The sequence below is a fragment of the Kitasatospora sp. NPDC057738 genome, from assembly GCF_042798815.1.
Classification (GTDB): Bacteria; Actinomycetota; Actinomycetes; order Streptomycetales; family Streptomycetaceae; genus Kitasatospora; species Kitasatospora lactacystinica.
This window is the reverse complement of record NZ_JBHVJT010000107.1, coordinates 1-25,736: the sequence shown is the minus strand read 5'-3', so window position 1 is coordinate 25,736 and position 25,736 is coordinate 1. Positions and strand designations below refer to the sequence as shown.

The window sequence follows — 25,736 nt, the reverse complement described above, 5'->3', positions numbered from 1 at the left end:
GGGCGGCGGACGGCGGCGGGAGCGGCGGCTCCGGCGGGAGCGGGCGCGGGCAGGCCGGGTCCGGAGTCGGTGACCTCGATCCGCAGCCGGTCGCCGCAGATCGAGGCGGTGACCTGGAAGCCGTCGTCGGGCCGCCCGGTGGCGCCGTGCTCGACGGCGTTGGCGCAGGCCTCGGTGAGGGCGACGCCGAGGTCGTCCGCGATCTGCGGGTCGACGCCCGCGGTCGCCATCGCACCGAGCAGGATGCGCCGGGCCAGCGGGACGCTGGCCGGGTCGCGCTTGAGGTGCAGAGTCCACCAGATGTCCACGGGAGGTCCCTCCTGGCTGCGGCTCCACATACAACTAGGTATCTCCGGGCGATTCGCGGGTGAACCGTGCCCGGGGGCCGCTACCGCCCGTTCGGCGGATGGACCGGGGGACGGGGTCTGTGCCGGGCGACGCGTACGCCCCCTCGCACGCCGCCGCCGAAAGGGGCATTCGTAGGGATTTCCCACCCTGCCCGTGTCGGCGGCGTACGCAATGAGAGGATGGCCCGGCCATGACTGCCCTCGCCGCCGCCCCGCTCCCGGGCGCCCCCGGACCGGCTCAGCCGGTGGGGTCCGCCGCCTGGGACCTGCGGCTTGCCCGGGCGGTCCCGTTCGCGCTGGTCTGCACCCTGATAGCGGCCGCCGGGCACGCCCTGGCGGGGGGCGGGAACGTGCCGCCGACCGCGTTGGCGCTGGGCTTCGCCGCGGTGCTGGCGTTCGCGGCGGTCTGCGGCGGGCGGGAGCGTTCGCTGGCGGGCATCGCCGGGGCGCTGGGTGCCGGGCAGCTCGGGCTGCACTGTCTCTTCCACGGCTTCAACGGCTTCAACGGCTCCATGCCGGGCATGCACCACGGCGGCCCCGGGCCGCTGACCGTGCCGCAGGTGGCCGGTCGGCTGATCTGCAACGAGGCGCGCCCCGGCACGCTGCTCGGCCTGTCCGGCGGCCCGTCCGCGGAGCAGCTGGTCTCCTCCGCGGGCCTGGATCCGCACGCGTTCGCCGCCGCGCCCTGGTGGCAGGCCGGTGTCCTCGGCATGACGCCGTCGATGCTGGCCGGGCACCTGGGTGCCGCACTGGTCGCGGGCTGGTGGCTGCGGCGCGGCGAGGCGGCGCTGTGGCGGCTGCTGCGGGTGGCCGCCACGGCGGCCCGGGAGCACTGGGCGGCGCCGTTGCGCACGGCGTTCGCGCTGGTGGCCGCGCTGCTGCGCGGTCTGTTCGGCGTGGCGGGCCCGGCCCGCCGGTTCGGTGCCCGGGGCGGGGAGAGCCTGTTCCCGACGGGTGCGGTGCTGCGGCACAGCGTGGTGCGGCGCGGTCCGCCGTGCGGGGCCCTCGCGTACTGACCGGCGTCTCCCGGCGGCCCTGCGGCCGCGTCGGGTGCCGGTGTGCGCACCGTCCGGCCGTTCCCCCGACCACCGGGGCGGCCCGAGGCTCTGCCCCCACCTCCCCACGCGCGGCCCCCGCGGTACGGATCGTGTCCGTCGCCCGGTACCGGCTGCCGCCGAGCTCCGATCGGAGACCCGCATCATGCGTTCCCTTCCCACCCGTCGTCTCGCCGCCGTCGCCCTCACCGCCGCCGCCTCCGTGGTGGCGCTGGCCGGCCCCGCCTTCGCGCACGTCACCGTGAACCCGGGCGCGGCCGCCCAGGGCGGCTACACGGCCGTCGACTTCCGGGTGCCGAACGAGAGCGACACCGCGGGCACGGTGAAGCTGGAGGTCAACCTCCCGCTGGACCACCCGCTGGCCTCGGTCCGGACCCTGCCGCTGCCGGGCTGGACCGCCGCGGTCGAGAAGGCCAAGCTCGACAAGCCGATCAAGGTGCACGGCAACGACGTCACCGAAGCCGTCTCCAAGATCACCTGGACCGCCGACGCCGGCACCAAGATCGCCCCCGGCCAGTTCCAGGAGTTCCGGGTCTCGCTCGGCCCGCTGCCGACCGACACCGACAGCCTGGTCTTCAAGACCCTCCAGACCTACGACAACGGCGACATCGCCCGCTGGATCGACGAGTCCAAGGACGGCCAGCCCGAGCCGGCCAAGCCCGCCCCCGTCCTGAAGCTCACCAAGGCCGCCGAGGGCGACGGCCACGGCGTCACCGCGTCCCCGGCCGCGGGCGCCCACGGGGACAGCTCCGACCACGCCGCCTCCACCGGCGACACCAAGTCCAGCGACTCCACCGCCCGCACCCTGGGCGTGGTCGGCATCGTGGTCGGTGTGATCGGCACCGCCGTCGGCGTGCTCGGCCTGCGCCGCAAGAACGGCGGCTCCGCCTCCTGACCCCCGCGCCGGCGGCGCCGCACCCGCAGGACGGGTGCGGCCCCGCCGGCGGCCCACCGCGCACGATCGGAACTCGCATGCCCCGCACCACCCGCACCACCCGCCTGGCCGGCGCGGCCGCCCTGGCACTGGCCGCCGCCCTGACCCTCTCCGCCTGCGGCTCCTCCGGCGGCGACTCCACCGTCGCCAAGGTCACCCGGCAGAAGGAGGACACCCCGTACCAGGGCACCAAGCTCGCCAAGAACTTCGAGAAGCCGGACCTCCAGCTGACCGACACCTCCGGCCGGCCCTTCGACCTGCGGCAGCAGACCAACGGCAAGGCCACCCTGCTGTTCTTCGGCTACACCAGCTGCCCGGACGTCTGCCCGACCACCATGGGCGACATCGGCGTCGCGATGAAGGCGCTGCCCGAGGCGGACCGGCAGAAGGTCAACGTCGTCTTCGTCTCCACCGACCCGCAGCGCGACACCCCCCAGGTGCTGCGCACCTGGCTGGACTCGATGGGCAGCGACTTCATAGGCCTCACCGGGGACCTGGCCAAGGTGAAGACCGCGGCCAAGTCGCTCGGCATCATGATCGAGGACCCGGTGGTCAACGGGGACGGCACGGTCACCTCCACCCACGGCGCGCAGGTGCTGGCCTTCCTCCCCTCGGACGACAAGGCGCACGTGCTCTACATGAGCGGCACCGAGGAGAAGACCTACGAGCACGACCTGCCGCTGCTCGCCAAGGGGGTCGCGGCGTGACCTCGGTGCAGACCGGAACCGGCCGCTTCCGCCGCACCGCCCTGCTCGGTGCCGTCGTCGCGACGGCCCTGGGCGGCGGCGCCATCCTGGCCGCCTGCGGGACGGGCGGCGGCACGGGCGGGCAGGACGGTGCCGCCGGCGGCCCGGCCAGGCTCAGCGTCGCCGACTCCTACATCCCGCTGCCCCCGGCCGGCGGCATGGCGGCCGGCTACCTGACCGTCCGCAACGACGGCGGACAGGACGAGCTGCTCAAGGTGACCAGCCCGGCCGCCGGGTCGGTCACCATGCACCGCTCGACCGCGTCGACCATGGAGCAGGTGGACAGTCTCGACGTCCCCGCGCACGGCACCCTGCAGCTCGCCCGGGGCGGCAACCACCTCATGATCATGGGATGGCAGAAGACCCCGGCCCTCGGCGACGAGCTGGAGCTCGACCTCACCTTCGCCAAGTCCGGCACCATCTCCGTCAAGGTTCCGGTCAAGGAGCTCACCTACCGGCCCAGCCAGAGTTAAGGGGACCGCCACCATGCAGTCGGCCGGCCTGGAGAAGGCCACCCACCGCCGGATCGCCGGGGTGCTCGGAATGCTCGGCGCGCTGCTCGCGCTGATGCTCGCGGGCGCCGGTCCGGCCTCCGCGCACGCCACCCTGGATTCCACCGACCCGCGGCAGAACTCGGTCGTCGCCACCGCCCCGCAGGCGGTGACGCTGACCTTCAGCGAGTCCGTCTCGCTCTCCGGCGACTCCGTCCGGGTGCTCGACCCGGCCGGCCAGGCCGTGGACACCGGCAACCCGGCGCACGCCGACGGCAAGGGCAACACCGCCCGGGTCGGGCTGCGCGGCGGGCTCGCCAACGGCACGTACACGGTGGCCTGGCGGGCGGTCTCGGACGACTCGCACCCGGTCGGCGGGGCGTTCACCTTCTCCATCGGCGCGCCCTCGGACACCTCGGTGTCGGCGACCGCGCTGCAGGGCGCGGAGGCCGACGGCCTGGTCGCCTTCCTGTACGGGACCGGGCGCACCGTCGCGTACACCGCGTTCGCGCTGCTGGTCGGCGTCGCCGCCTTCGTCCTGATCTGCTGGCCGGCCGGCACCGCCCGGCGCCGGGTGCAGCGGCTGCTGATGACCGGCTGGACGGCGCTGCTGGTCTCCACCGTCGCCGTGCTGATGCTGCGCGGCCCGTACGAGCGCGGCTCGGGGATCGGGCAGGCCTTCGACCTGTCGCTGATGCGCGCCACGCTGGACGAGCGGATCGGCACCGCGCTGGCCGCCCGGCTGCTGCTGCTCGCGGCGGGCGGGGTGTTCCTGTCGCTGCTGGTCGGGCAGCTGGGGCAGCCGCCGCGGCCGGTCGTCCCGAAGCCGCGGGACGAGGACGGCTCCGAGGGCTCCAAGGGCTCCGAGGACGCCGACGGCTCCGCCGGTCTCGCGGTGTCCGAGGAGGACGCCGAGGCCGCCGAGCTGCGCGAGCTGGAGCGGCGGGCCGCCGAACGGCCGCAGCGCGAGGTCCGGCTCGGGCTCGGCGTGGCCGGGCTGGTGCTGGCGGTCGCCCTCTCGGCGACCTGGGTCGGCGCCGACCACGCCTCGGTGGGCATCCAGGTCTGGCTGGCGCTGCCGCTCGGCATCCTGCACCTGCTCGCCATGGCGCTCTGGCTGGGCGGGCTGGCCGCGCTGCTGGTCGCGCTGCGCGAGGGCGTCGGCGCCGAGGTGGTGGACCGCTTCTCCAGGATCGCCTTCGGCTCGGTGGCCGTGCTGGCCGCCACCGGGATCTACCAGTCCTGGCGGGGCCTGGGCAGCTGGGGCGCGCTGACCGGCACCGAGTACGGGCGGCTGCTGCTGGTGAAGAGCGGCTGCGTGGTCGCGATGCTCGGCGTCGCCTGGATCTCCCGCTCCTGGCTGGCCCGGCTGCGCTCGGCCCCGGCCGAGTCGGTGGAGGTCGCACCGGCCGAACTGCCGGAACCGGTCGCCGTGGCGACGCACAGCGAGGACCCGGTCCGGCAGGCGCAGCTGGAGCGCCAGCGGGCCGCCCTGCGGAGCGCCGGACGCGACCGGGGGCTGACCCCGACCCGGGCCGGGCTGCGCCGCTCGGTGCTGGTCGAGGCGCTGGTCGCGGTGGCGGTGCTGGTGGTCACCACGATGCTCACCAACTCCCCGCCCGGACGGGTCGCGGGCGAGCTCAAGGCCGGGGCGGCCGCCGCTCCGGCGGCCGGCGGGGCCCCGGTGGCGCCGCAGACCGAGCCGGGCCGCACCGTCGAGCTCAAGCTCCCGTACGACACCAAGGGCCGGACGCCGAACGCCAAGGGCACCGCGACCGTCACCCTCAACCCCGCCCGGACCGGGCCGAACGAGGTGACGCTCGCGCTCGCGGGCGCGGACGGGCAGCCGGTGGACGTCCCCGAGGTGGAGCTCGCCTTCACCCTGCCGGACCGCGACCTCGGCCCGCTGCCGGTCGCGCTCACCCCGGAGGGCACCGGCCACTGGATCGGCACCGCGCAGCTCCCGCTGGCGGGCAACTGGGTGGTGTCGGTGCAGATCCGCTCCTCCGACATCGACCAGACCACTCCGACCCAGCAGTTCAGGATCGGGTGAGCGGGATGACGGACACATCCACGGAGCCCGTTGCGGCGGAGCCCGGCCCGGCGGACCACGGGTCGGGTCCGCCGGACCACGGATCGGGTCCGGCGGGACCCGCGGGCTTCACCCGGCGGGCGCTGCTCGGCACCGCCGGGGCCGGACTGCTAGCCGGCGCCGGCGCGGGCGTCGCCGGGGCCGTCGCCCTGGACGGCCGGCCGGGCGGGACGGCGGACGCGGCGGGCCCGTCCGGCGGGACGCTGGGCTCCGCCCGGGTGCCGTTCCGCGGCGAGCACCAGGCCGGGATCACCGACCCGGCACAGGCCAGGGTCCAGCTCGCCGCCTTCGACCTGGCCGTGGGCGTCGGTCGGGACGGGCTGCGCACCCTGCTGCAGCGCTGGACGAAGGCGGCCGAGCGGCTGACCGCAGGGGAGCCGGCCGAGGAGTTCGACGGCCAGGTCGCGCTGGACGCCGGGCCCTGCTCGCTCACCGTCACGGTCGGCTTCGGCGCCGCCCTGTTCGACAAGGCCGGGCTGGCCGACCGCCGCCCGCCCGGGCTCGAACCGCTGCCCGCCTTCCCCGGCGACGCGCTCGACCCGGCCCGCGGCGACGGCGACCTGTTCGTCCAGATCGGCGCGGACGACGCCCTGGTCGCCGTGCACGCCCTGCGGGTGCTGCAGCGGCTCGCGGCCGGGACGGCGGCGCTGCGCTGGCAGTCGGCCGGCTTCGCCCGCACCCCCGGCGCCGCCGCGCGGCCGGTGACCGGACGCAATCTGATGGGCCAGATCGACGGCACCAACAACCCCCGGCCGGACGAGGAGGGCTTCGCCGCCACGGTGTTCTGCGCCGCCGGCGGCGACCACCCGGGCTGGCTGGCCGGCGGCTCGTACCTGGTGTTCCGGCGGATCCGGATGCTGCTGGACCACTGGGAGGCGCTTCCGGTGGACCGGCAGGAGCGGGTGATCGGGCGGCGCAAGTCGGACGGCGCCCCGCTCGGCGCACCCGCCGGGGCCGGCGAGCGGTCCCCGGTCGACCTCGCCGCGCAGGGCCCGGACGGCACCCTGGCGATCCCCGCCGACGCGCACATCCGGGTCGCCGCCCCGGCGGCCAACGGCGGGGCGGCGATGCTGCGCCGCGGCTTCTCGTACCACGACGGGCTGCTGCCGGACGGCTCCCCGGACGCCGGGCTGCTCTTCCTCGCCTTCCAGGCCGACCCGCGCAAGGGCTTCACCCCGGTGCAGCGCAAGCTCTCCCGGGGCGACGGCCTCTCCCGCTTCCTGCGGCACGAGGCCGGCGGCCTGTACGCGCTGCCACCGGGCCCGCCGCCCGGCGGCTACCTCGGACAGCAGTTGTTGGAGGGGTAGTTCCCCCGGATTCACCGGGACGCACCGCCGCGGTTCCGGTCGGTGGAACGCTTTCCTGCCGGGGCCGCGGAGTCGTTAGGGTGACTGCTTCGGCACACTCCGCCCGCGCAGCACCGAGATTCCCACGGAGGCATCATGTCGGCCACCCGCTACACCTACCTCGGACCGGCCGGCACGTTCACCGAGGCGGCCCTGCACACCCTGCCCGAGGCGGCGACCCGGGAACTGGTGCCGCTGTCCTCGGTGGCGCTGGCACTGGACGCGGTGCGCGGCGGGGAGGCGTCCGGGGCGTTCGTCCCGATCGAGAACTCGGTGGAGGGCGCGGTCACCGCGACCAACGACGAACTCGCCTCCGGCGCACCGCTGATGATCTACCGTGAGGTGCTGCTGCCGATCACCTTCGCGCTGCTGGTGCGACCGGGCACCGAGCTGTCCGGGATCAAGACGGTGACCAGCCACCCGGTGGCCCAGCCGCAGGTGCGGCGCTGGCTGGCGGCCAACCTGCCGGAGGCGAAGTGGGAGTCGGCCGCCTCCAACGCGGACGGCGCCCGGCTGGTCTCCGAGGGCCGCTACGACGGCGCGTTCGCCGGGGAGTTCGCGGCGCCGATCTACGGGCTGGAGCCGCTGGTCAAGGAGATCGCGGACGCCAAGAGCGCGGCCACCCGGTTCGTGCTGGTCGGCCGTCCGGGCCGGGTCTCCTCGCCGACCGGCGCGGACAAGACCTCGATGGTGGTCTGGCTGCCGGACGACCACCCGGGCGCGCTGCTGGAGCTGCTCCAGGAGTTCGCGGTGCGCGGGGTCAACCTGATGCGGATCGAGTCCCGCCCGACCGGCGAGGGCATGGGCAGCTACTGCTTCCTGATCGACTGCGAGGGCCACCTGTCCGAGCGCCGGGTCGGCGAGGCGATGATGGGGCTCAAGCGGATCTGCCCGCAGGTGCGGTACCTGGGCTCCTATCCGCGCGCCGACCGGCAGGAGTCCACCCACCGGCGGCCGGGGACCTCGGACGAGGATTTCTCCTCGGCGGCGGACTGGCTCTCCCGCGCCCTCGACGGCCGCGGGAACATCTGAGGCCCGCGGGGCATCCCCGACCTCCGCAGCCGTCCGGACACCCTGATTGCATCTTTTGTCTTTCCGACCTTTTCCGACTGTTTTGGATCGGGTCGACAGGGCGGGGCGGACGGCCCCGTCCGTCGTCCACAGGCGGCCCGGGGCCGGGGGCCGCTGTCCACAGGGCTCCCCGCTGTCCACAGCCCCGAGTTATCCACAGGCCGGGGGAGAGTCGACAAACCGGTATAGCCATTGCCCAGAACTGGTCGGACCATCGGTTTGCGTCGCAGAGATGACCAATCGGACCAGAGTCACCCGGTTGCCGGCAAATCACCCGTCCGAGTGCTTCAATTCCCTCACTCGGGAAGGTTGATTGAGGTTTGAAACCTCAATTCCCTGGTTCGTTCACACGGAGGGCCACCCTCCCCTTGGATCCACAGGCCAGGGGTCGGGCCTGTGGATAACCCGGCGGCGGAGCGTTCCCCACAGAAGTTATCCACAGGATCGGGGGAGTTATCCCCAGGGGAAATGCCGTACTGGTGGAGGAACGGTCGCCCGGTACGCTTGGGCCTGTGATTGACCTTCGCCTGCTCCGTGAGGACCCTGACCGAGTGCGCGCCTCGCAGCGCGTCCGTGGCGAGGACGTCGACCTGGTCGACGCCCTCCTCTCCGCCGACGAACGGCGCCGGTCCTCGGGCAGCCGCTTCGACGAACTGCGCAACGAGCAGCGGGTGCTCGGCAAGCAGGTCGCCCAGGCCAAGGGCGACGAGAAGGCCGCCCTGCTGCAGCGCACCAAGGACCTGGCCGCCGAGGTCAAGGCCGCCGACGCCGAACAGGGCGCGGCCAAGGAGGAGGCCGACCGCCTGCTCCGCTCGCTGGCGAACCTCATCGACCCGGCCGCCCCGGTCGGCGGCGAGGAGGACTTCGTCACCCTCGAGGAGATCGGCACCCCGCGCGACTTCGCCGCCGAGGGCTTCGAGCCCCGCGACCACGTCGAGCTCGGCCAGATCCTCGGCGCGATCGACACCGAGCGCGGCGCCAAGGTCGCCGGTGCCCGCTCCTACTACCTGACCGGCGTCGGCGCGCTGCTGGAGCTCGCCCTGGTCAACATGGCGATCGCCCAGGCCACCGCGGCCGGCTTCACCCCGATGATCACCCCGGCCCTGGTCCGCCCGGCCGCCATGGACGGCACCGGCTTCCTCGGCCAGGCCGCCGAGAACGTGTACCACCTCGCCGAGGACGACCGGTACCTGGTCGGCACCAGCGAGGTCCCGCTCGCCGCGTACCACATGGACGAGATCCTCGACGCCGACAAGCTGCCGCTGCGCTACGCCGGCTACTCGTCCTGCTTCCGCCGCGAGGCCGGCACCTACGGCAAGGACACCCGCGGCATCATCCGCGTCCACCAGTTCGAGAAGGTGGAGATGTTCGTCTTCACCACCCCCGAGGACGCGGAGAACGAGCACCGCCGCCTGCTCCAGTGGGAGAAGGACTTCCTCAACGCGCTGGAGCTGCCGTACCGGGTGATCGACGTCGCCTCCGGCGACCTCGGCGCCTCGGCCGCGCGCAAGTTCGACATCGAGGCGTGGATCCCCACCCAGGGCAAGTACCGCGAGGTCACCTCGACCTCCAACACCACCGAGTACCAGGCCCGCCGGCTGGCGATCCGGATGCGCGAGGAGGGCAAGACCCGCCCGCTCGCCACCCTGAACGGCACCCTGGTCGCCGTCCCGCGCACCATCGTGGCGATCCTGGAGAACCACCAGCAGGCCGACGGCTCGGTCGTCCTGCCCGAGGCGCTGCGGCCGTACCTCGGCGGGCGGACCGTCCTCGAACCGGTCAAGTAACCCGGCCCGCACCACCCAGCACCACCCGCAACTCCCGGGAGACGTAAGGCCCATGAGCACCATCAGCCCCAGCCTCGCCTCCCCCGGCGGTGGCGGCCTGCCCTACCGGCTGGTCGCCACCGACCTCGACGGCACCCTGCTCACCAGCGGGGAGACCGTCTCCGAGCGCACCCGCGCCGCCCTGGCCGCGGCCACCGGCGCGGGCGCGCTGCACATCATCGTCACCGGGCGCTCGGCGGTCTGGGCCCGCCCGGTCTTCGACGAGATCGGCTACACCGGGATAGCGGTCTGCGGACAGGGCGCCCAGGTGTACGACGCCGGCGCGCACAAGCTGCTCACCTCGCTCACCCTGGACCGGCGGCTCGCCGCGCTCGCGATCGAGAAGATCGAGGCCGAGACCGGCCCGCTGGCCGTCGCCGCCAACCAGGACGGCCTCGACGGCCAGGTGCTGGCCGGCCCCGGCTACGAGCTGCTGATCGGCTCCGACCTGCCGGTCGTCCGGGTCGATCGCGGCGGACTGTTCGACGCCCCGCTCAGCAAGCTCTACATCCAGCACCACGCCCTCACCGACGACGCCCTCGCCGAGGCCGCCCGGCGCGCGGCCGGCGACCTGGTCGGCGTGGTGATGGCCGGCGCCGGCGTCGTCGAACTGCTGCCGCTCGGCCTGTCCAAGGCCACCGGCCTGGCCGTCGCCGCCCGCCGCCTGGGCGTCCGCGCCGCCGACACCATCGCCTTCGGCGACATGCCCAACGACGTCCCGATGTTCGGCTGGGCCGCCCACGGCGTCGCCATGGCCAACGCCCACGAGGAACTCCTCGCCGTCGCGGACGCCGTCACCACCAGCAACGACGAGGACGGCGTCGCCGCGGTCCTGGAGCGCCTCTACCCGCAGCGCTGACGCCTCCGGCGGGGAGGCGCCCGGCCACCCCACCGACGGGCGCGGGATCCGTGTCCGGGGGTACATCCAGGGTTCATGGGCTGGTCAGGGGTGGGTTGTAGGATGACCGGGCAAGCGGTTGTAGGATGACCGACGACCGGTGATGACGTGTGCGGTGGAAAGGGAGGTCCGGCATGAGCGGCGGTTTGCAGGCGGCCGGGCGGCGCTCCCTGGTGGACACCGCGATCGAGCAGTTGCGGGCGCAGCTGGCGGGTGGGGCGTGGCCGGTGGGCTCGCGGATTCCCACCGAGCACGAGCTGGCCGAGCAGCTGGCCGTCGGCCGGAACACCGTGCGGGAGGCCATCCGGGTGCTGGTGCACGCCGGGATGCTGGTCTCCCGGCAGGGCGAGGGGACGTTCGTCCGCTCCACCAGCGACCCGGCGTCCGTCCTGCGCGGCGTCCAGCGCTCGGGCATCCGGGACGTCCTGGAGGTCCGCGCGGCGCTGGAGACCGAGGGCGCCCGGCTGGCCGCGCTGCGGCACACCCCCGAGGACATCCGGCGGATGCGCGCCGCGCTGGCCCGTGAGGCCGAGGTGTTCGCGGCGCACCCCGAGCGGGCGAGCCGCGAGGCCACCGTCGAGCACGACCTGGAGTTCCACACCGCCGTCGTCGAGGCCGCGCACAACCCCGCGCTGGCCGAGGTGTACCGCTACTTCGGCGCCTCCGTGCGCGAGGCGATGACCTCCGCCTTCGGCGACCACGACATGCCCGAGGCGGTCGTCGCGACCCACGAGGCGCTGGTCGACGCGATCGAGAGCGGTGACCCGGACCGGGCCGAGGCGGCGTGTCGTGCGCTGCTCGCCGGCCCGACCGCGGCCGTCGAGCAGCTGCTCGCGGCCATCGCGGCGCGGAAGTAGGACGGCGCGAGCCTCCCTTCCGCCGTCCGCATCCACGCACCTTCACGAAAGAACAGCACATCCATGGCCGTCACCCGTGCCCAGCAGCCGGTTGTCACCACGTCCGCCCCGCTCCCCCTCCGCACCCGGGCGGCCCATCCGCTCCTGCTGCTGACCGGCATCCTGCTGGTCGCGCTGAACATGCGCGCCTGCCTGGCGGCGGTCTCCCCGATGGTCGGCGAGATCCAGCGGACCTTCGGCCTGTCCGCCACCGCGAGCGGGCTGATCACCACCGTCCCGGTGCTGTTCCAGGGCGTCGGCGCCCCGCTCACGCCCCGGCTGACCCGCCGCTTCGGCGCCGAGCGGGTGGTGCTCGGCGCGGTGCTGGTGCTCGGCGCGGGCGTGCTGCTGCGGGTGCTGCCCTCGGTGGCGGCCCTGTACGCGGGCTGCGTGGTGATCGGCGTGGCCATCGCGGTGCTGAACGTGTCGATGCCGGGCCTGGTGAAGCGCGAGTTCCCGGACCGCGCGGCCACCATGACCGGCGTCTACTCGACCACCATGCTGGTCGGCGCCACCCTCGCGGCCGGCACCTCCGTCCCGCTGGAGCACGCGCTGGGCGGCGGCTGGCGGGCCTCGCTGGGCGCCTGGTCGCTGCTCGCGCTGATCGCGGCGGTGGCCTGGCTGCCGCAGGTGCTGCGCTCGCGTCAGGAGCGGCAGGGGGCGGTGGCCGCGGCCGCCGCGCCGGCCAAGCCGATCGAGGGCATCTGGAAGTCCCCGCTGGCCTGGCAGATCAGCCTCTTCATGGGCATCTCGTCGCTGCTGGTGTACACCCTGGTCGCCTGGATGCCGACCATCCTGGCCGACCACGGCATGGACCGCGGCCAGGCCGGTCTGGTCTTCGCCTTCTCCAACCTGGTGCAGGTGGCGGGCGCCTTCCTGGTGCCGCTGATGGCCGGCCGGATGACCAGCCAGCGCGGGCTGGCGCTGACCATGGTCGCCCTGAACGGGCTGGGCATCGCGATGCTGCTGGTCGCGCCGGTCTCCGCCGCGTGGGTGTCGGCGACCATCCTGGGCGTGGCCCAGGGCGGTTCGCTGGGCCTGGGCCTGGCGTTCATCGTGCTGCGCACCCGCACCGCGGCCGGTGCCGCCCAGCTGGGCGGGATGTCGCAGGCGATCGGCTATCTGGTCGCGGCGGCGGGCCCGGTCGGCGCGGGTGCGCTGCGCCAGCTGACCGGCGGCTGGGAGACCCCGCTGGTGCTGATGCTGGTGCTGGTCCTGGTGGTCGGCGCGGCCGGCTGGGGCGCGGGCCGCAACCGCACCCTCTGAGCCGCTCGCAGGCGAGAACGCGGCAGTGGGCCCCGGACACCCTTCTCAGGTGTCCGGGGCCCACTGCCGTACCGGGTCCACTGCCCTAGCGGGCCCACTGCCGTACGGGGGCTCAGTGCCGGGCCGGGCTCACTCCTCGCCGGCCAGCGTCATCCCGGCCAGCTTCACCGAGGCGAACACCGTCGCCGCGACGGTGACCACCAGCAGCAGCGGCACGGCCGCCGCGAGCGAGACGTCGGAGGTGATCGCGTTCTGCCCGGCGACCGCCTCGGCCACCGAGCGGCCCCACTGCTGGATGCTCAGCGTGCGGGCGCCCTCGACGAAGTTGCCGACCGTCGACTCCCAGATCAGGGCGTACGCGAGCCCGGCCACCACCGCGTGCCGGGTGACCACGCCGAGCAGCAGGAACAGCGCGCTGTACGCGGCGCCGGCGACCAGCACCGCCACGGTGTAGCCGAGCGCCACGCCGTCCTGGGTGCCGACCAGCAGCAGCCCGGCCAGCAGCGTCGGGACGACCGAGAACAGCCAGGTGACGCCGATCGCGACGACCAGCTTGGTGGTGACGATCCGCCACCGGGGCAGCGGCTTGGCGAGCAGGTAGACGATCGAGCCGTCGTCGATCTCGTTGGCGATCACCCCGGTGCCGACGACCAGCCCGAGGATCGGGATCAGCGTGCCGAGGCCGAGGGCCCCGAGGATGTTGCCGGCCGTCTCGTGGGGGTCGGCGCTGGACACACTGGCGATGGCCGCGACGATCAGCAGCAGGGCGGGGACCACCAGCAGCAGCAGGCCGCGGCGGCGGCCCAGCAGCCCTCGCAGGGTCAGCCTGGCGACGGTGGGGTTCATGGTCGGTCCGCCCCTTCCTGGGCAACGACGGTCCTGGCGGCGGCGCTCACGTGCCCGCTCATGCGGAGACCAGGTAGGAGAAGACGCTCTCCAGCGATTCGTCCGCCGGGGAGACGGTGTACAGCCGGATGCCGGCCTCCCGGGCGACCCTCGGCAGCAGGGTGGTGAAGCCCTGGAAGTGCACCGCTTCGATCCGCAGCGCCCGCTCCCGCTCGTCCACCTCGATGCCGGTGGTCGAGCCGTCGGCGATCAGCGCGGCGGCGAGCCGGCGGTCGTCGCTGGAGCGGACCAGGTAGCGGTGCGGGCGGTCGGTCATCAGCCGGCGGATCTTGCGGTAGTCGCCCGAGGCGGCGTGCCGTCCGGCGACCACCACCTCGATGTGCCGGGCCAGCTGCTCGACCTCCTCCAGGATGTGGGAGGAGAACAGCACGGTCCGGCCGTCCGCGCCGAAGCGGCGCAGCAGGTCCATCAGCTGGAGCCGCTGGCGCGGGTCCATGCCGTTGAAGGGCTCGTCGAGCAGCAGGACGGACGGGTCGTGGACCAGTGCGGAGGCCATCTTGACCCGCTGCTTCATGCCCTTGGAGTAGGTGCCGGTGCGGCGGTCCTTGGCGTAGGCCATCTCCACCAGGTCCAGCGCCCGGGCGGCGGCGGCGCCCGGCTGGGGCAGGCCGTGCAGTTCGGCGTTGGCGAGGACGAACTCCCAGCCGGTCAGGTAGTCGTACATCGACTCCCGCTCGGGCACCAGGCCGATCTGCCGGTACACCTGCTGGTTGCGCCAGATCGGCGCGCCGTCCAGGGTGACGGAGCCGCTGGAGGGGGCCAGGAAGCCGCTCATCATGTGGATGAGGGTGGACTTGCCCGCCCCGTTGGGGCCGAGCAGGCCGGTGATGCCGGGGCCGATGGACATGGTGATGTCGTTGACCGCGACCACGTTCCCGAACCAGCGGGAGACCTTGTCGATGCTGATGGTGGCCATGCCGCCCTCTCAGACACTGCAGTTGGATTAGACACTGCGATAGCGGCGCAGCAGCAGCCGGTACGAGCCGACCACCATGGCCACCGCGACGAGCGCGAACACGGCGAGGCCCAGGCCGCCCGGCGCGTGCCGGCGGTCGAATCCCTCGCCGAGGCCGAACAGTTCGTTGACCAGGGACTCCACCAGGTCGGTGGGCGAGATCAGCGACATCCACTGCGCGGTGTCGGAGCCGGTCGTGCTGGGGTTGCTGATCCCAACCGCGGCGGCGCCCAGGGCGGCGCTGACCGCCAGGTAGCCCATGATGGCGGCCACCCCGAAGCCGCGGCGCGGGGTGGCGGCCGCGATCACCAGGGCGACCGAGGTCGGCACCACCGCGTACAGGACGGCCGCGACCAGGCCGTACAGGAAGTGCCCGGTGTTGTGCCCGAAGTCCATCCCGCCGAGCAGCGCGCCGATGTACAGCACCAGCAACGGGGCCGCCATCAGCAGCAGTTGGGCGCAGACCATGGCGCCGAACTTGGCCCGGACGTAGTCGGTGCGGGTGATCGGGCGGGAGAAGTAGAGCGGGACGGTCTGGTAGCGAAGGTCCCGGGAGAGCAGTACCGGCGCCTGGGAGGCGAGGAAGACCGAGACCACCAGGCTGAGCATGGAGAGGTAGCCGGCGTACTCGACCGGCAGCTCCTCGCGCTTCATCACGACCGAGAGCGCCACCATGATCAGCGCGGGTACGGTCACCACGCCCAGCACCAGCATCGGCAGCACCTTGGACTTGCCGGAGCGTCCGAGGCCGTACGCGGCGCGCAGGCTCTGGGTGAAGAGCGCGCGGGTCGCGTAGGAGCGGCCGAGCCGGGGGCCGGTGTAGCCGCGGTAGCCGATGTCGTGGATGACGCCGGTGTCGGCGGACCTGGTGTCAGGAGGCAGCGCCATCGTTCGTCCCTCCCTTGCTCTGCTCGGTGTCCTGGGAGTCGGTGAAGAGTTCGGCGACCCGGTGCCGGCGCTGTTCCAACCGGACCAGGCCGAGGCCCAGTTCGGCGACGGCGTCGCGGATGGTGTCGTACGTCGACTCGTCGGCCAGCCGGACCAGCAGCTGGTGCGAACCCTCGGACTGGACGGACAGGCCGACCGCGGCGAGCCGCTCGCGGACCGCCGGGCCCGGCTCCAGGCCGTGGTCCTCCGGGTGGTCGCCGACCTCGACCGCGAGGACGGCCGTCGCCTCGGTGAAGGAGGCGGTGGAGGAGGAGCGCAGCAGCTTGCCGCCGTCGATCACGACCAGGTGGTCGCAGGTCCGCTCCAGCTCGCCGAGCAGGTGGGTGGTGACCAGCACCGAGATGCCGAAGTCGGTGTGCACCCGGCGGATCAGCCCCAGCATCTCGTCCCGGCCGGCCGGGTCGAGGCCGTTGGTCGGCTCGTCCAGCAGCACCAGCTTCGGGTCGTGCACCAGCGCCTGGGCGAGCTTGACCCGCTGCTTCATGCCGGTCGAGTAGCCGCCCATCGGGCGGTACCGCTCCTCGTAGAGGCCGACGTGCCGCAGGGTGTCCGCGGTGCGCTCACGGGCGGCGGTGGCGGGCAGGCCCGCCATCCGGGCCATGTGCACCACGAACTCGGTCGCGGAGACGTCCGGTGGCAGGCAGTCGTGCTCGGGCATGTAGCCGACCTGCGCGCGGATCTCGGACCCGCGGGTGGCGACGTCCAGGCCGAGGACCTCGCCCCGGCCGGAGGTCGCCGGGGCGAGCCCGAGAAGGATCTTGATCAGAGTGGACTTGCCCGCGCCATTGGCCCCGACCAGGCCGACCACACCCGGCCGCACCTCGACGGTGAGCTGGTCGAGCGCGGTGACCCGGGGAAACCTCTTGGTGAGGCCGTCCGTCTTGATGACAGCTGTGGACACGCCGACCACCGTAACGGTCTTGCGCGGCAGGGGTCATGAGCTCGAATGACGAGCCCGTCTGCTGCTGCGGTATGACGTCGGCCCCCCTCTCCCCTAGGGGTTCGGCAAAACCGGAACCCGCCTGTACCCTTTGTCGAACTCTTGACGTACTTGCCACATTCTTTGCCAACGGGGGTGCCGGAACAGCGTGCCGGCACGGGAGGGGATCGATCGACATGTCTGATCGGGCGACCGCGTTCGACCGGATGATGAACCCTTGGGCCTACGACGCGGACGGGAACCTGACCGACCGGGCCCGCGCCCAGGAGACGGCCCGCACGCAGCTCAACTCGGCCTCGGCACCGGGCGGGGGAGGCGGCGGGGGCGGGACCGGCTTCAGCGCCGACCCCAACGCGCTGACCACCGCGGGGAACAACTCCGACCAGATCCACGCCCGCCTCAACGCCGACGGCCGGGGCGCCGACGAGGCCACCGCCAAGGTCTCCACCTCGCTCGCCAACTGGAGCACCGGCAAGGCCGCGGCGGGCGCCGCCGGCACCTGGGACCAGTGCGTCGCCGCGCTCGGCGGCACCATCGGGCAGACCACCCAGGCGCTGCGCGCCACCGCCACCAACTACCGCCAGAACGAGTCGGCCGTCCAGCACGACCTCGGCGCCTGAGAGAAGAGCAGCGATGGTCGACTTCCACGAGCTCAGCACCGCCGACTTCGGCGTCCTGGACACCGCCGCCACCGCCTGGACCACCGTGGCCCAGAAGCTCAAGTCCATGGACGACGACTGGGACAGAACGGTCATCGCCCAGGTCAACTCCGCCTGCTGGACCGGCCCCTCGGCCGACCAGGCCCGCCCCGGCCTGCAGCGCACCAACGAGCAGCTGACCGCCGCCGTCACCGAGGCGAACGCCTTCGCCTCGATCTTCACGGAGGCGTCGACCGAGTTCAAGGCGGCGAAGACCAAACTGGACAAGGCGGTCGCGGACGCCCGCACGGCCGGGCTGACCGTCACCGACAACGGCACCGTCAGCTGGCCCCCGGCCGACAACGCCACCCGGCACGACTACGAGGCCCTCCGGGACTACCAGAAGGAGTGGGGCGACAAGGCGGAGGCCGCCCGCAAGGCGATCGACGCCGCCGTCGCCGAGGCCGCCGCCGCCGACGAGCGGATCGCCTACGCGCTGCGCGCCGACAGCATGACGGACGGGCAGAAGTCCTTCAACGGCAAGGCCATCGGCGGCGGACCCGAGGCCGACGGCAAGCGCGCCGCCCAGCTCGCCGCCAAGGGCGGCGACATCACCGAGCCCGAACTCACCGAGCTGAACTCGCTGCTGGCCTCGCACGGCAACGACCCGAAGTTCGCCACCAAGTTCTACCAGGACCTCGGCCCGGACGGCCTGATCAAGTCCTGGAACGGCATGGTCGGCGACCCGGCGCACCCCCGCGACGACAAGTCCCCGCGCTGGAAGGCCTACCAGGACCTCCAGAAGAACCTGGGACTCACCCTCGCCACCGCCACCCGCACCACCAACGAGCCGCACCTGTCGGACGAGTGGTCCGCCGCGCTGCGCAAGGCCGGATCCCAGCCGGTCTGGGACAAGCCCTACCGGGCCTCCGGCCTCGACTACGTGCCGTACGGCTACCAGGTGCTCTCCGGCATCCTGATGAACGGCAACTACGACGCCCACTTCATCAACCCGATCGCCGAGCACGTCACCCAGCTCGACACCCAGGACAGGTACTGGCCGGCCCCGCCGCCCGGCTCCAAGATCCAGGGCTTCAACCTGACCGGGGGCGACGAGGCGGGCTCCGGCTTCCGTCCCACCACCGCCGTCCTGGAGGCGCTCGCGCACAGCCCGGAGGCCGCCAACAAGTTCTTCACCGAGCAGCCGACCGCGTACAACCAGGACGGCACGGTCAACCAGGGCGGCAAGCCCAAGCCCTCGGACTACTTCGACTACTACGCCCACGACAAGGACTGGATCCCGGACACGACCTCGCGGGACTCCAAGGTGTGGGACGCGAGCAAGCAGGCCGGGCCGGCCGCCTTCGGCCGCGCCCTGGAGGCCGCCACCACCGGCCACCCGTACGACGAGCCCGGGCCCGTCCCGCCGGAGCGGCACACCACCGAGCAGGCCGACCTGATGAAGCGGGTCGTGGACACCTTCGGCCGGCACGGCGACGACGGCGGACTGGACGACATCAAGGGCGACGGCAAGCTCGCCGCCATGCGGGGCAGCCTCGGGCACATGACCGCCGAGTACATCGGCGACGTGCAGAACGCGCTCGCCCTCACCCACGAACTGCCGGTCAACGGCTCGCCGGCCAACCTCGGCAAGTCCTCCGTGGAGGGGCTGATGGACGCGCTCGGGCGCGATCCGGAGTCCTACGGCGCCGTGGTCAACGCCAACCAGGCGTACACCACCGCCCTCATCCGCGGCCACATGGACGGCGGGCAGACCGACTTCGCCCGGCTCAACGTCGACATCAACAACATCGCCCACGCCGGCGGGATCGCCAGCGGCATCCTCAACGAGGCCCGGGTCGACGAGGTGCACTACAAGCACGCCGAGTCCGACAAGGAGTTCAACGAGGCACTGGAGAAGAACGTCGGCTACGGCAAGGACGCCTTCAGCGCCGTCATCGGCACCGTGACGGACAAGATCCCGCTGGGCGGCGAGGTCGCCGACCAGATCATCGACTCGATCGCCGAGAGCGTGATCGAGGCCAACAAGCAGGACACCACGGCGGCCGGCGACCAGACGGCGCGCGACGAGAACGCGAGCGGACAGAACCAGGCGGTGGGCAGCGTCAAGCAGGCCGTCAAGGACGCCGGCGGCACTTCCGGGATGAGCCGCGAGGACGTCAACCGCCTCGCCGAGAGCGCCGGGATCAACGTGATGAACGGCTACAGCAACGGGGTCGTCAACAACCACGTCAACCACGCGAAGGGCGGCGCGTGAAGGACCTCGCGGCCCGGTGGGGCCGCTTCCTGACGAACCGGTGGGGGTGGCGCCTCGACAGCCGGTGGTGGCTCCCCCGCGTGCTGGTCCTCGCGGTGGCGGGGGCCGGGACCGTCGGCTACCTGGACTGGCGGGGCCACCGCCCCGCCGACCCGCCCGGCCGGGCCGCCCACCTCTGCCGGATGCCCACCGGCGACGGCACCCCGCTCGCGCGGCTGCTGCCCGACGGCGGCCAGGACGTGGAGGAGGAGACGAAGGCCCTCATCGGCCAGGACCCGCAGACCTGTGTCGTCCGGGTCGACGGACGCGGTGCGATCACCTTCACGTCCGTCCGGCGCCAGGGCGAGCTCGCCCTCACCGCCGAGGGCGCCAAGCACCCGCAGGCGCGCGCCTTCGACATCGCCGGCCTCGGCACTTCGTGGCCGGGCGGCGCGGCCGTGGCCGCGAGCTGCCTGGGCGGGAAGTACACCTCGAACGACTACGTCCAGCTGGAGGTCACCGCCGGGGAGGCCGCCCGCGCCTCCGGCGACGGCGGCCGGGCCGACCTCGAAGAGCTCACCCGGGCCGCGCTGGTGGAGGCGAGGAAGGACCGGTGCTCATGAAGCGTTCCCAGGCGCTGCTCGCCGGCGCGACGGCGCTGCTGCTCGGCGGCGGCCTGCTCGGCTGGCACCTGTACCTCGACCACGGCGCGTACCGGCCACCGGCCGTTTCCCTGTCGCACGGGGAGTGCCGGGGCCTGCTGGACGACCCGGCCGTCGCCGGGCTGCTCGGCCGGGCCCCCCGGGTCTTCGCGGTCACGGAGTACACGTCGGCGACGGCCGAGGTCAAGCCGTCCCTGCACTGCCGGATCTCCGGAGAGGACGGGCGGTCGCTGACCGCCGACGCGGAGTTCGGGGACGTGCGGTCCGGCGGCGACACCCTCGGAGCGGCCGCCTTCGGCTGCTCGGTGAACGGCCGGACCGAGGCCTACCGGGCCGTCCTCAGGATCACCGTGAAGGACGGCGGGCACCTTCCCGACGGCCCCGGCCGGAAGCGGATGGGAGAACTGGCGGGCGGCTTCGCCGAGCGGGCCGCCGAACGGCAGCTCGGCTGCGCGGGCGGCGCCGAACGGCTCGAAGTGATGTGAGCCGGCCGGCGCCGCTCCCGGCGCCCGTCAGCTGTGGGCCCGCTCCCACAGCTCGGTGACCTTGCCGGAGGCGTCGATCGCCACCTTGTAGTCACCGGCCGAGCAGGGGTACGAGCCCTTCTCGTTGTGCGGCGCGGCGAGGCACTCGTTGACGTGCTTCACCAGGTCGGCCAGGTTGACGTCCTTCGGCGGGGCCAGCACCGAGCTCAGGTGGCCCTTGGCGGTGGGCGCGAACGGGGCGCTCTTGTCCGCCCCCACCGGCTCGAAGACGACGTCGTTCACGCCGCAGGCGTCCTTGGTGTCCTTGTAGACCAGGGTCGTCGCGCTGGTGCCCTTCGCCGGGTAGACCCACTTCTGCCCGGCGGGCAGCGGCCCGTGGGTGCAGAAGCCCTCCGGCTCGCCGTCGGCGGACGGCGTGCCCGTCGCGGCGGGCTTGCCGGTCCCCGCGGGCTTGCCGCTCGGCGCCTGGCTCGCGGCGCCGGCCGGGGCGGCGGTGGGCGCGGCGGAGGCGGCGGTGGTCGCCCCGCCCCCCGCGCCCTGGTCCGCGCTGTCGTCGGGGCCGCAGGCGGCCAGGCCGAACGCCGCGGCGGCGACCAGGGCGGTGGTGAGAAGTCTCCTGGAGCCGGAGCTGGAAGAAGGCATGACGAAGGAACCCCCGTGGTGACGCATGATCAGTTCGGTATGCGGCCGACAGACTAGCGCCCCGGGCCGACGCCCGCCCCGCCGACGGGGCTCAGCCCAGCCGGGCGAGGCCCTCGGTGGCGATCTCCTCGAAGACGGCGAGGTCGTTGGCGAAGATCGAGTCGGGGATCGGCCAGTGGATCACCAGCTCGGTGACGCCCAGCTCCCGGTAGGTGCCCGCCCAGTCGACGAAGGCCTCCACCGACTGCAGCGGCTTCTCCGCGGTCGAGCCCTGGAGCAGCACCTTCTCCAGCGTCGCGACGTCCCGGCCCCGCTCCTCGCAGGCGGCCGCCAGCTTCTCGATCTGCCGCGCGATCACGCCGGGCGCCTGCTCGACGGGCACGTCCGCCGGGCCCTTCGGGTCGCCGTACGTCACCCAGCCCTGCCCGTGCTCGGCGGCCAGCCGCAGCCCGCGCGGGCCGGTCGCCGCCACGTAGAACGGCAGCCGCGGGCTCTGCACGCAGCCGGGGATGTTCCGCGCCTCGACCGCCGAGTAGTACGTGCCCTCGCGCGTGGTGGCGTCGCTGCGCAGCAGCTCGTCCAGCAGCGGCACGAACTCCCCCAGCCGGTCCGCCCGCTCCCTCGGCGACCACGCCTCCTGCCCCAGCGCCGTCGCGTCGAAGCCCGTCCCGCCGGCCCCGACCCCCAGCGTGAACCGGCCGCCGGACACGTCGTCCAGCGTGATCAGCTCCTTCGCCAGCGTCACCGGGTGCCGGAAGTTCGGCGAGGTCACCAGGGTGCCCAGGCGCAGCCGCTCGGTGGCGCAGGCCGCCGCCGTCAGCGTCGGCAGCGAGCCGAACCACGGCTCGTCCTGGAAGGACCGCCACGACAGGTGGTCGTAGGTGTACGCGGTGTGGAAGCCGAGGTCCTCGGCCCGCCGCCAGATCTTCTGCCCTTCGCTCCACCGGTGGACGGGGAGGATCACGGTGCTCAGTCGCATACCGCCGACCCTACGGCAGCCGTCAGCGGCCGGGCCCGCTCGTCGGGGACGCCGTTCGGGCCGGTGCGGACCGGCCCCCTGCCGGATTCAACGCCGCAGCCAGGTCAGCAGGGTCGTCGCCGTGAACACCGCGCCCGACGCCAGACAGACCGCGCGCGGGGTCAGCCACCCCGGGCCTTCCAGGCGCCGGGACTGCGGGACCGGAGCCAGCAGCGCGTCCGCGAAGGCCTGGGCGGTCGGCGGTCGGTCCGCCGGCTCGACGGACATCGCGGCCCGTAGCAGCAGGGCGATGTTCGGCGGGAGCTCCGTTCCGGCCGGGAGCACCGGCAGCGTCGAGGCGGTGGACCGGCCGGTCATCAGGGCTGTGGCGCGTCCGCCCGGGCCGAACGGCTTCTGCCCGGTCAGCAGCTCGTAGGCCACGACGGCCAGCGCGTACACGTCGGCCCTCCCGTCGAACCCACCGGTCTGGAAGGCCTGTTCCGGTGCCATGTACGCGGGCGTGCCCGTGGTCACCGTCAGCCCGGACGCGTCGGCCAGTTGCTTCGCGCTGCCCAGATCCGCCACCAGCACCGCGGCGGGCGCGGAGCCGGTGGCGAGCAGCAGGTTGGACGGCTTGACGTCGCGGTGCACCACGCCCGCCTCGTGCAGGACCTGGACCGCGTAGCCCGCCTCCGCGGCCAGCCGCAGCGCCTCCTGCGGGTCGCACTGGCCGACCCGGTCCGCCAGGGTGCCGCCGCGTACGTAGTCCATGACGAAGTAGGGCCGGTCCTCCTGCACCCCGACGTCGTGCACCCGGACCACCCGCGGGCTGGCGATCCGGCGCAGCAGCCTCGCCTCCGCCAGGAACCGCTCGCGCACATCGGCGTTGGCGGCCCAGTTCTCGGCCAGCACCTTCACCGCGACCTCGGTGTCGAGCTCCGGATCGTAGGCCTTCCAGACCGTCGCGAAGGAGCCGGCTCCGAGCCGCTCCAGAAGGAGGTAACGGCCGAGCTTGCGCATGTGGCAGCATTCTGCCGGAGTCGGGGGGAGTGCGGAACTCCCGTTCGACGGACGGCATGCCGGGCGGGACGACACGGGGGGATCCGGATGTTCGAGGAAGGCGAGCTGGAACGGCTCGTGGCGGCTGCTCGGGCGGGCGACCCGGGGTCGATGGAGTACCTGCTGGCCAAGCTGCGGCCGGTGGTGCTGCGCCGCTGCTCGCGCTTCCTGCCCCACCACGCCGACGCGGAGGAGGCAGCGCAGGACGCGCTGCTGTCCATCAGCACGCACCTGGGCGACTACGGCGGCCGCGGCTCCTTCCAGGGCTGGGTGACGGTGATCGCCTCGAACGCCGCCCGGTCCACCTACCGCTCGATGCGCCGGCGCGCCGAGGACAGCCACGCCGACCTCCCCGAGTCCGTCGACCCGCGCACCACCAGCGTCATCGCCGGGACCCGGCTCGACCTGATGGAGGCGCTGGCCGCGCTGGAGCGGCAGCACCCCGCCCTGGTGGAGGCCTTCGTGCTGCGCGACCTGGGCGACCTGACCTACGTCCAGGTGGCCGAGCAGCTGGACGCCCCGTTGAGCACGGTCAAGGACCGTATCGACCGGGCCCGCCACTTCATGCGCGAGCGCCTGGTCACCGGCCTGTGAACGGCGCCCCTCCGGCGGGCCGCGGCCGCGTCGCCGTCCGGCGCCGGTCCGCCGTCGCCGCCCTGGTGGCGGCCGCCGCGCTCGGGCTGGCGGCCGGCCGGTTCGTCCTGCCACCGCCCCCCGGCGACACCGCGCACCCGACAGCGCAGTCGGGTGCCGCGGTCGGCGGGGCGTCCCAGGGCGCGTCCGCTCCCGCGACGCCCGGCGGGTCCGTCCCGGCGCCCGCGTCCTCGGCCTCCGGCTCCGCCTCTCCGACCAGTGCGACCGGGCCGATGACGACCGCGAACCTTGTGGAACCCGCGGCGTTCGGCCCGGACATCGGCATCGGGCAGATCCACGTCACCGACTGGTACGGCGACGTGTTCGACGCCAATTCGGCCTGCTCCGGCGAGACGACCCCCAAACAGACCCTGGGCGGGCCCGGCGCCCACTTCCGCGGACTGACGACCAGCCCCCGCACCGAACCAGGCGACCCCCCGCCGGCCGCCGACCGCGTCGACCAGGTCGCCCGCGAGGTCGCCGCCGAGGCCCCGAGCCCTTCCCTGGCGCAGAACTTCACCGAGCGCCTGCTGCTGGAGGAGGTGCCCTGCAAGGAGGAACCGCCAGGGCACTGGGTCTACGGAAGGACCACGACACTGCAGCTCGCCCCGGACGCCACCGCGAGCTGGATGGGCACCTACGAGGGAACCCTCAATACCACCGGCAGAGCGCCCGAGGGCAAGGAGCCCTGCGGCGGCATCGCCGTGCTGCGCAGCGGCAGCCACTACGGAGTGCTGAACGTCCACGCCTGCCTGGGCACGGCCGCGATGGACCACGTCGTCAGGGCCGCTCTGTCACAGCTGTGAAACAGCCGCTCCGGGCTCCGGCTTTCCCTCCCCCGGCGGCATCTCCCCGGTTGTACGAGGGCGCAGCAGGCGTCCCGACCAGCAGGGGGACCAGATGACCGAAAACCAGGCCGTCCAGCAGAAGTCCGTTCGCCGCAACCGGGTCGCCGCCGCGGCCTGCTTCGCCGCCGCGCTGATCACGGCCAGCGTCGTCGGCACCCAGGCGGCCACCGCCGACGGGGCCGCGCACAGCGCACCGCACCGCACCGCGGTCGCCGCGCCCGGACTCGGCTCCGCCCACCTTGTCCAGAGCGAGGACTTCCAGAAGGGCATGAACCCGGTCGGCGCGACCATCGAGCTGACCGGACGCCAGGGGCTGTCCGCGTGCTCCGGCGAGGAGACGATGCACGACCTGACCAAGGACAAGGCCACCGCGTACGCGTCCGTGCACTGGACCTTGGACACCAAGGGCATGCTGATCGAGTCGGCCGCGAACGCCCCCACCGGGACCGCGGCCGCCACCTGGGAGCAGCAGCTCGTCGCGCTCGTCGAGGGCTGCCAGGACGAGCCCGCCGGCCACTGGTACTACGGCGCGGCCCACAGCCTGACCGTCACCGGCGGCACCGCCCGCTGGTACCCGGCCTACAACGGCGACGGCACCGCCGCCGGCGGGGTCGCGGTCCTGCGCAGCGGCACCAGGGTCGCCATCGTCGAGCTCACCGGCCAGCCCGGCTCCACCCCGGCCGCCGTCGAAGGCATCACCACCGCGGCACTGAACCGCCTTTCCTCCTGAACGGCGGCCCCGGGAGAAATGATGGGGACGGGGGCGGTCCGGCCCCCCGGGGGGGGGGGGGAGGGGGGGAGGAGGGGGGTGGGGGGGGGGGTGTGGGGGGGGGAAGA

Annotated in this window: 26 protein-coding genes; 18 read left to right on the top strand and 8 right to left on the bottom strand. The window is 73.6% G+C overall.

The window, feature by feature from the left end; genetic code table 11:
* On the bottom strand, window positions 1-308 hold a 308-nt coding region (locus ACFVGO_RS36755), incomplete at its 3' end, for an ATP-binding protein (RefSeq protein WP_380636483.1).
* Between the two features lie 230 nt (window positions 309-538).
* Between ACFVGO_RS36755 and ACFVGO_RS36750 the strand changes: the two genes are divergently transcribed.
* The 11 genes from ACFVGO_RS36750 to ACFVGO_RS36700 all read left to right on the top strand — a co-directional run bounded on the left by ACFVGO_RS36750 (window position 539) and on the right by ACFVGO_RS36700 (window position 12,968).
* Window positions 539-1,363, top strand: a complete 825-nt coding sequence (locus ACFVGO_RS36750; protein WP_359898027.1) for a hypothetical protein — start codon at window positions 539-541, stop codon at window positions 1,361-1,363.
* A gap of 184 nt (window positions 1,364-1,547) precedes the next feature.
* A complete protein-coding gene (locus tag ACFVGO_RS36745; protein ID WP_380358641.1) occupies window positions 1,548-2,297 on the top strand; it encodes a YcnI family protein in 750 nt (249 codons plus the stop codon).
* Between the two features lie 77 nt (window positions 2,298-2,374).
* Window positions 2,375-3,043 carry an SCO family protein gene (locus tag ACFVGO_RS36740; RefSeq protein WP_359898031.1) on the top strand — a complete coding sequence of 223 codons (669 nt, stop codon included), beginning with the start codon at window positions 2,375-2,377 and terminating at the stop codon, window positions 3,041-3,043.
* A complete protein-coding gene (locus tag ACFVGO_RS36735) occupies window positions 3,040-3,555 on the top strand; it encodes a copper chaperone PCu(A)C (RefSeq protein WP_359898035.1) in 516 nt (171 codons plus the stop codon). Before ACFVGO_RS36740 ends, ACFVGO_RS36735 begins: the two co-directional genes overlap by 4 nt.
* A 13-nt stretch (window positions 3,556-3,568) precedes the next feature.
* Window positions 3,569-5,626: a FixH family protein gene (locus tag ACFVGO_RS36730; RefSeq protein ID WP_380358647.1), complete on the top strand. Its 2,058-nt coding sequence runs from the start codon at window positions 3,569-3,571 to the stop codon at window positions 5,624-5,626.
* Between the two features lie 5 nt (window positions 5,627-5,631).
* Entirely contained in the window at window positions 5,632-6,972 is a 1,341-nt protein-coding gene (gene efeB, locus ACFVGO_RS36725; protein ID WP_380636481.1) for an iron uptake transporter deferrochelatase/peroxidase subunit, read from the top strand.
* Window positions 6,973-7,107: 135 nt separating this feature from the next.
* Entirely contained in the window at window positions 7,108-8,043 is a 936-nt protein-coding gene (gene pheA / locus ACFVGO_RS36720) for a prephenate dehydratase (RefSeq protein ID WP_359898039.1), read from the top strand.
* A 551-nt stretch (window positions 8,044-8,594) separates the two neighbouring features.
* Window positions 8,595-9,869: a serine--tRNA ligase gene (gene serS, locus ACFVGO_RS36715; RefSeq protein ID WP_359898041.1), complete on the top strand. Its 1,275-nt coding sequence runs from the start codon at window positions 8,595-8,597 to the stop codon at window positions 9,867-9,869.
* Between the two features lie 52 nt (window positions 9,870-9,921).
* Window positions 9,922-10,767, top strand: a complete 846-nt coding sequence (locus tag ACFVGO_RS36710; RefSeq protein WP_359898043.1) for an HAD family hydrolase — start codon at window positions 9,922-9,924, stop codon at window positions 10,765-10,767.
* A 173-nt stretch (window positions 10,768-10,940) separates the two neighbouring features.
* Window positions 10,941-11,663 (top strand): FadR/GntR family transcriptional regulator, encoded by a 723-nt coding sequence (locus ACFVGO_RS36705; RefSeq protein ID WP_359898045.1) that lies wholly within the window; start codon window positions 10,941-10,943, stop codon window positions 11,661-11,663.
* A gap of 63 nt (window positions 11,664-11,726) precedes the next feature.
* The gene (locus ACFVGO_RS36700) at window positions 11,727-12,968 is read left to right on the top strand and encodes an MFS transporter (protein WP_359898046.1); all 1,242 of its coding nucleotides are present in this window, start codon (window positions 11,727-11,729) and stop codon (window positions 12,966-12,968) included.
* A 129-nt stretch (window positions 12,969-13,097) separates the two neighbouring features.
* Here the strand turns inward: ACFVGO_RS36700 and ACFVGO_RS36695 are convergent, their stop codons facing one another.
* From ACFVGO_RS36695 to ACFVGO_RS36680, 4 genes are read right to left on the bottom strand one after another with little or no spacing between them, the layout of a single operon-like run.
* A complete protein-coding gene (locus ACFVGO_RS36695; protein ID WP_359898047.1) occupies window positions 13,098-13,814 on the bottom strand; it encodes an ABC transporter permease subunit in 717 nt (238 codons plus the stop codon).
* 58 nt (window positions 13,815-13,872) lie between these two features.
* Complete coding sequence (locus ACFVGO_RS36690; protein WP_380358675.1) at window positions 13,873-14,790, bottom strand: ABC transporter ATP-binding protein; 918 nt, start codon at window positions 14,788-14,790, stop codon at window positions 13,873-13,875.
* A gap of 27 nt (window positions 14,791-14,817) precedes the next feature.
* Window positions 14,818-15,717, bottom strand: coding sequence for an ABC transporter permease (locus tag ACFVGO_RS36685; RefSeq protein WP_359898051.1), 900 nt, complete (start codon window positions 15,715-15,717; stop codon window positions 14,818-14,820).
* Window positions 15,701-16,678, bottom strand: a complete 978-nt coding sequence (locus ACFVGO_RS36680; protein ID WP_359898052.1) for an ABC transporter ATP-binding protein — start codon at window positions 16,676-16,678, stop codon at window positions 15,701-15,703. The genes ACFVGO_RS36685 and ACFVGO_RS36680 overlap by 17 nt, the downstream gene beginning before the upstream one ends.
* Before the next feature lie 215 nt (window positions 16,679-16,893).
* On the opposite strand from ACFVGO_RS36680, the gene ACFVGO_RS36675 reads away from it, so the two are divergent.
* Genes ACFVGO_RS36675 through ACFVGO_RS36660 form a run of 4 tightly spaced genes read left to right on the top strand, consistent with a single transcriptional unit; the run spans window position 16,894 to window position 20,759 of the window.
* Entirely contained in the window at window positions 16,894-17,337 is a 444-nt protein-coding gene (locus ACFVGO_RS36675; RefSeq protein WP_359898054.1) for a hypothetical protein, read from the top strand.
* 13 nt (window positions 17,338-17,350) lie between these two features.
* A complete protein-coding gene (locus ACFVGO_RS36670) occupies window positions 17,351-19,633 on the top strand; it encodes a hypothetical protein (RefSeq protein ID WP_380358679.1) in 2,283 nt (760 codons plus the stop codon).
* Window positions 19,630-20,235, top strand: a complete 606-nt coding sequence (locus ACFVGO_RS36665) for a hypothetical protein (protein ID WP_380636476.1) — start codon at window positions 19,630-19,632, stop codon at window positions 20,233-20,235. The genes ACFVGO_RS36670 and ACFVGO_RS36665 overlap by 4 nt, the downstream gene beginning before the upstream one ends.
* Entirely contained in the window at window positions 20,232-20,759 is a 528-nt protein-coding gene (locus tag ACFVGO_RS36660; RefSeq protein WP_359898058.1) for a hypothetical protein, read from the top strand. The genes ACFVGO_RS36665 and ACFVGO_RS36660 overlap by 4 nt, the downstream gene beginning before the upstream one ends.
* Window positions 20,760-20,786: 27 nt before the next feature.
* Here ACFVGO_RS36660 and ACFVGO_RS36655 read toward each other — a convergent pair whose 3' ends face one another.
* The 3 genes from ACFVGO_RS36655 to ACFVGO_RS36645 all read right to left on the bottom strand — a co-directional run bounded on the left by ACFVGO_RS36655 (window position 20,787) and on the right by ACFVGO_RS36645 (window position 23,379).
* Entirely contained in the window at window positions 20,787-21,401 is a 615-nt protein-coding gene (locus tag ACFVGO_RS36655; RefSeq protein ID WP_380636474.1) for a hypothetical protein, read from the bottom strand.
* A 91-nt stretch (window positions 21,402-21,492) separates the two neighbouring features.
* A complete protein-coding gene (locus tag ACFVGO_RS36650; protein ID WP_380636472.1) occupies window positions 21,493-22,380 on the bottom strand; it encodes an LLM class flavin-dependent oxidoreductase in 888 nt (295 codons plus the stop codon).
* 87 nt (window positions 22,381-22,467) lie between these two features.
* The gene (locus tag ACFVGO_RS36645) at window positions 22,468-23,379 is read right to left on the bottom strand and encodes a serine/threonine-protein kinase (RefSeq protein WP_380636470.1); all 912 of its coding nucleotides are present in this window, start codon (window positions 23,377-23,379) and stop codon (window positions 22,468-22,470) included.
* An 87-nt stretch (window positions 23,380-23,466) separates the two neighbouring features.
* On the opposite strand from ACFVGO_RS36645, the gene ACFVGO_RS36640 reads away from it, so the two are divergent.
* The 3 genes from ACFVGO_RS36640 to ACFVGO_RS36630 all read left to right on the top strand — a co-directional run bounded on the left by ACFVGO_RS36640 (window position 23,467) and on the right by ACFVGO_RS36630 (window position 25,629).
* Window positions 23,467-24,012, top strand: coding sequence for an RNA polymerase sigma factor (locus ACFVGO_RS36640; protein ID WP_359898066.1), 546 nt, complete (start codon window positions 23,467-23,469; stop codon window positions 24,010-24,012).
* Entirely contained in the window at window positions 24,009-24,857 is an 849-nt protein-coding gene (locus tag ACFVGO_RS36635) for a hypothetical protein (RefSeq protein ID WP_380636468.1), read from the top strand. Before ACFVGO_RS36640 ends, ACFVGO_RS36635 begins: the two co-directional genes overlap by 4 nt.
* Window positions 24,858-24,951: 94 nt before the next feature.
* Window positions 24,952-25,629, top strand: a complete 678-nt coding sequence (locus tag ACFVGO_RS36630; protein WP_380636466.1) for a hypothetical protein — start codon at window positions 24,952-24,954, stop codon at window positions 25,627-25,629.
* Window positions 25,630-25,736 lie beyond the last annotated feature (107 nt).

Coding starts and splice junctions, on each gene's coding strand:
- efeB (WP_380636481.1), top strand. CDS start 5,632: ATGACGGACACATCCACGGAGCCCGTTGCGGCGGAGCCCGGCCCGGCG.
- ACFVGO_RS36630 (WP_380636466.1), top strand. CDS start 24,952: ATGACCGAAAACCAGGCCGTCCAGCAGAAGTCCGTTCGCCGCAACCGG.
- pheA (WP_359898039.1), top strand. CDS start 7,108: ATGTCGGCCACCCGCTACACCTACCTCGGACCGGCCGGCACGTTCACC.
- ACFVGO_RS36650 (WP_380636472.1), bottom strand. CDS start 22,380: ATGCGACTGAGCACCGTGATCCTCCCCGTCCACCGGTGGAGCGAAGGG.
- ACFVGO_RS36745 (WP_380358641.1), top strand. CDS start 1,548: ATGCGTTCCCTTCCCACCCGTCGTCTCGCCGCCGTCGCCCTCACCGCC.
- ACFVGO_RS36700 (WP_359898046.1), top strand. CDS start 11,727: ATGGCCGTCACCCGTGCCCAGCAGCCGGTTGTCACCACGTCCGCCCCG.
- ACFVGO_RS36655 (WP_380636474.1), bottom strand. CDS start 21,401: ATGCCTTCTTCCAGCTCCGGCTCCAGGAGACTTCTCACCACCGCCCTG.
- ACFVGO_RS36670 (WP_380358679.1), top strand. CDS start 17,351: ATGGTCGACTTCCACGAGCTCAGCACCGCCGACTTCGGCGTCCTGGAC.
- ACFVGO_RS36640 (WP_359898066.1), top strand. CDS start 23,467: ATGTTCGAGGAAGGCGAGCTGGAACGGCTCGTGGCGGCTGCTCGGGCG.
- ACFVGO_RS36740 (WP_359898031.1), top strand. CDS start 2,375: ATGCCCCGCACCACCCGCACCACCCGCCTGGCCGGCGCGGCCGCCCTG.
- ACFVGO_RS36695 (WP_359898047.1), bottom strand. CDS start 13,814: ATGAACCCCACCGTCGCCAGGCTGACCCTGCGAGGGCTGCTGGGCCGC.
- ACFVGO_RS36710 (WP_359898043.1), top strand. CDS start 9,922: ATGAGCACCATCAGCCCCAGCCTCGCCTCCCCCGGCGGTGGCGGCCTG.
- ACFVGO_RS36645 (WP_380636470.1), bottom strand. CDS start 23,379: ATGCGCAAGCTCGGCCGTTACCTCCTTCTGGAGCGGCTCGGAGCCGGC.
- ACFVGO_RS36685 (WP_359898051.1), bottom strand. CDS start 15,717: ATGGCGCTGCCTCCTGACACCAGGTCCGCCGACACCGGCGTCATCCAC.
- ACFVGO_RS36750 (WP_359898027.1), top strand. CDS start 539: ATGACTGCCCTCGCCGCCGCCCCGCTCCCGGGCGCCCCCGGACCGGCT.
- ACFVGO_RS36705 (WP_359898045.1), top strand. CDS start 10,941: ATGAGCGGCGGTTTGCAGGCGGCCGGGCGGCGCTCCCTGGTGGACACC.
- ACFVGO_RS36690 (WP_380358675.1), bottom strand. CDS start 14,790: ATGGCCACCATCAGCATCGACAAGGTCTCCCGCTGGTTCGGGAACGTG.
- ACFVGO_RS36730 (WP_380358647.1), top strand. CDS start 3,569: ATGCAGTCGGCCGGCCTGGAGAAGGCCACCCACCGCCGGATCGCCGGG.
- ACFVGO_RS36675 (WP_359898054.1), top strand. CDS start 16,894: ATGTCTGATCGGGCGACCGCGTTCGACCGGATGATGAACCCTTGGGCC.
- ACFVGO_RS36660 (WP_359898058.1), top strand. CDS start 20,232: ATGAAGCGTTCCCAGGCGCTGCTCGCCGGCGCGACGGCGCTGCTGCTC.